2 protein-coding genes are annotated in these 3,685 nt (G+C 45.2%); one reads left to right on the top strand and one right to left on the bottom strand.

The window, feature by feature from the left end; genetic code table 11:
- Nucleotides 1-255: 255 nt before the first annotated feature.
- Complete coding sequence (locus tag Q7S57_06460) at nucleotides 256-2,001, top strand: GspE/PulE family protein (GenBank protein MDO8512880.1); 1,746 nt, start codon at nucleotides 256-258, stop codon at nucleotides 1,999-2,001.
- 151 nt (nucleotides 2,002-2,152) lie between these two features.
- Here Q7S57_06460 and Q7S57_06455 read toward each other — a convergent pair whose 3' ends face one another.
- The gene (locus Q7S57_06455) at nucleotides 2,153-3,541 is read right to left on the bottom strand and encodes a lamin tail domain-containing protein (protein ID MDO8512879.1); all 1,389 of its coding nucleotides are present in this window, start codon (nucleotides 3,539-3,541) and stop codon (nucleotides 2,153-2,155) included.
- Nucleotides 3,542-3,685: the final 144 nt, after the last annotated feature.

Here is a 3,685-nt window from a genome sequence, read left to right as displayed (position 1 = left end):
ATAAAAAGTTCCTAGTTCGTGGTCTACTAGGAACTTATCTGCTTTTCCATCCCTAAATCACACTACTTCTCCGACTATTAAATCTTATCTTTTATTCCGTGCTATTATTAACCCATGCCCAGTAATACAACTTCCAATTTTAACCAAACTAATATCAATTTGAATAAATATGAGGTTTTTCAAGATAGTTCAGCCTTAACACTTGCCGGTTTTGAGCGAATAACATTCGCTCAAATTGGAAGTTGATATACTGGGATGCCCACGCCTCAAGATTTACGCCCGCATTTGCCGGATCGACAAATTAAGCACCCCGGTGTTGCGCGTGAAACGCAGGAAGAGTTTAAACATGAAAAAAAGGAACTTTCCGGTACTCTCAAAAAACTCAAGCAAGATGAGGAAGAATTGTTGGCGATGCAAAAAGCGGAACGCCTTGGTATTCCCTACATCAACCTTCTTGGTTTTCCAATTAATACCGACAGTCTTGGACTAATTCGCGAAGAAGATGCCAAGGCGGCGAAGTGCGTGGCTTTTTGGCACCAGGGCAAAGATTTACGTTTGGCAGCCATTGATCCATCGAGCCGCGAAATTAAAGATATTGAACTCGAACTGGTTGATCGCGAGGGTTATCACGTTCGGCGTTTTCTCATCTCACCCAGAAGTTTGGATATCGCGCTACAACTTTATTCCCACGTAACATACCTAACCGAAGAGAAAAAAGACCGTTACATGCAACTCCCCGAAGAGGAGTTGGAAATTTTCGAACGAGAAATTAAAAACCTGCGCGATTTGGGCAAGCGCATCATGGAACTGCCCACCACGGAAGTATTAAATACGATTGTCGCCGGCGCGGTTAAAACAAAATCTTCCGATATCCACGTTGAACCAAAAGAAGGTTATGCCCGCCTGCGTTATCGCATCGACGGCGTGTTACAAGATATTACTAATTTTTCTTTGGAGGGTTATAAGAAAATTCTGTCGCGCATTAAAGTAATGGCGGCTCTCAAATTAAACATCCACGAAACACCGCAGGACGGTTCTTATGTCATTCAGTCTTCCGGCCTCGTCATCGACGTCCGTGTTTCCATTTTGCCCGGCGGATATGGCGAGAACATTGTTATGCGTTTACTCGACCGCAATATGTCCGTGGTGAGCATCGAAGATTTAGGGATGAAAAAACGCGATATCGAATTAATCCGCGCGGTCTTAAAAAAACCGGACGGCATGATTCTCAATACCGGTCCAACCGGTTCCGGTAAAACAACCTCGCTGGCCGCTTTCGTGCAACACGTCAATTCACCGGACTTAAAAATTATTACGCTGGAAGATCCAATCGAATACCGCATCCCGGGCGTGGAGCAAACCCAAGTCAATGAAGCCGAAGGCTACACCTTCAGTGCCGGCCTTCGTTCTATTTTGCGCCAAGACCCCGACATTATTCTAATTGGTGAAATCCGCGATACCGATACCGCCGAAACGGCGATGCATGCCGCGCTAACCGGTCATTTGGTTTTTTCCACCCTGCACACCAACGACGCCCCCGGTTCCATTCCCCGCCTCATCGACATGGGAGTACGTCCGTTTATTATTGCCCCGGCTGTTAACGCCATTATTGCCCAGCGTTTGGTGCGTCGCGTGTGTCCAAAATGCGGTCAAGACTATATTCCCGAACAAGCAGAGCGTGATTCTTTAAAAAAACTGATGATCGGCGTTCAAAAAGAAGTTTTTGATCCGAGCGTTTTAGATAAACCGGATTTGAAACTAAAAAAAGCCGTTGGTTGTGAAGCTTGCAACAATACCGGCTACCACGGCCGAATGGCGGTGTTTGAAATCTTCTCTATGGAAGGAGAAGTGGAACAACTAACCATCGACGGCGCGGATACCAACCAGATTCGCGAAGCGGCACTGCGTCAAGGAATGACAACTATCACGCAGGACGCGGTGATTAAAATGATCGATGGGATTACCACTTTTGACGAAGTGGGACGAGTGGGAACGGTTTAATTTTTAGATTTATTCTACAAAATCGCCATTTCCGTGAAGGCGGGAATCCATTTGTGTTATTGACAATTTAAATCCCAAACCCCAATGACCAATGTCCAACAAAACCCTAATTATTTAAATCCTAAAGAAAAACGTTTTGGTTATTTGCAATTTAGGATTTTGTTGGGATTTGGGGTTTGGTCATTGGGTTTTGGGAAGATACTTTAGGGGTGACCCTTAAAGTAAACACTGCAAACGCCAAAGCCAACCCAAAACATCCCGCCGATGCGCCTGTTTTCCAACGGCGTGCCGATAGTAGAAGCCAAGACGGATTTAATGTTTCTTGTTCACCACTGTCCACTTTTTTTACTTCCGACGCCAGAAGCCTCGTACCACTCCCCTCGGCCGATAAAATCCCAACCACAGAAACATTATCACCCACTTTAAATTCTTTTTTGTTTTCTCCCAACAAAACTTTGATTGCTTTCCCGTCCTTTTCAAATTCAAAACTATTTATTTCGTTTTTTGAAACCTTTCCTTCCATTCTTATCAGCCAGCCAATTTTCGAATCATCAAGATCGTTAAAATTTATTTCGTGCGGTTCCGGCGACGCACTGGAATCTTCTTTTACCACATCGTCACCCGTTCTAACACTCACAAACATTTCTCGCGCGGGTTTTACCAATACTCCTGTAACAGAAACAGTATCGCCAATGACAAGCTTTGGATAATTACTGCTCGCCAAAAAAACGCCGACACCCGAACCGGACAAATACATCAAACGCGTATCAAAAATACCGGGTAACAACGCAACGCTTCCCTGTATTGTTACCAATGTTCCGGTTTCTTCTTTGCCTAAATCCGCAATCGCTACTGTCTTTGCTGTCCTGCTAACACCCAAGACCGCTCCGCTCGCGCGACGCACTGTATAGTTTCTTGTGGTTTTACTGTCCGAAGCCATTATCCTTCCTTTTGGGGTAGCGGAAGGTTTTGGCGCTTTCGTTGGCTTTGGCGTGGCCGTCGGTTTCGGCGTCGCCGTTGGTTTAGGCGTAGCCGTTGGTTTCGGTGTCGAAATCGGCGATGGTTCTTCGGTGGGGGTTACAAATTCATTTTCTTCTCCTGGAGTTGGTTCACTGGTCCACGCGAAAGAGCCGTCGGATTTTCTGGCGTAAGACCAATCCTCGTGCGGACTTTTTTCCACCGTCGCACTAATCAAAACTGTTTTATCAGGGATTAGCAGGCGCGCGCTATCACCGGTATTATTTAAAGTAATTTTTGTATCACGTGAATAAAAAACTAAATATCCACCGGCTTCAATAACTGTTTCATCAGAAAGAAGGTGCGGTGAACTTCCACCATCCGCGTCATCAACGTAAAATCCCGTGAGATCAACCGCACTGCCGTTAGGATTATAAATTTCAATAAATTCATTCTCACCATCATTACCTGATGGATTGGGCAATACTTCATTCACAATCAAGTTTTTTGCCAAAGTATAATCCATGAGGGCATAAGGATCGGGAGGTAAAATCAATGGTTCTGGAGTGGGTGTTGTGATCACGGGAAACTCAACTACCCTCGACTAAAGTCGAGGGGTTGAGACGGCTAGAACGCTGAAGCGTTCTTTCGACGCGGACTATCCCATTTCTAATGGACCATGGTGAATAATCTCTCCGTCTTGCTGTTCGATATACGCCTGGATCAT

Source organism: bacterium, assembly GCA_030647555.1.
Taxonomy (GTDB): domain Bacteria; phylum Patescibacteriota; class Andersenbacteria; order UBA10190; family CAIZMI01; genus CAIZMI01.
Note: the sequence above shows the minus strand (reverse complement) of the source record. Positions and strands in the feature narration are given on the sequence as shown.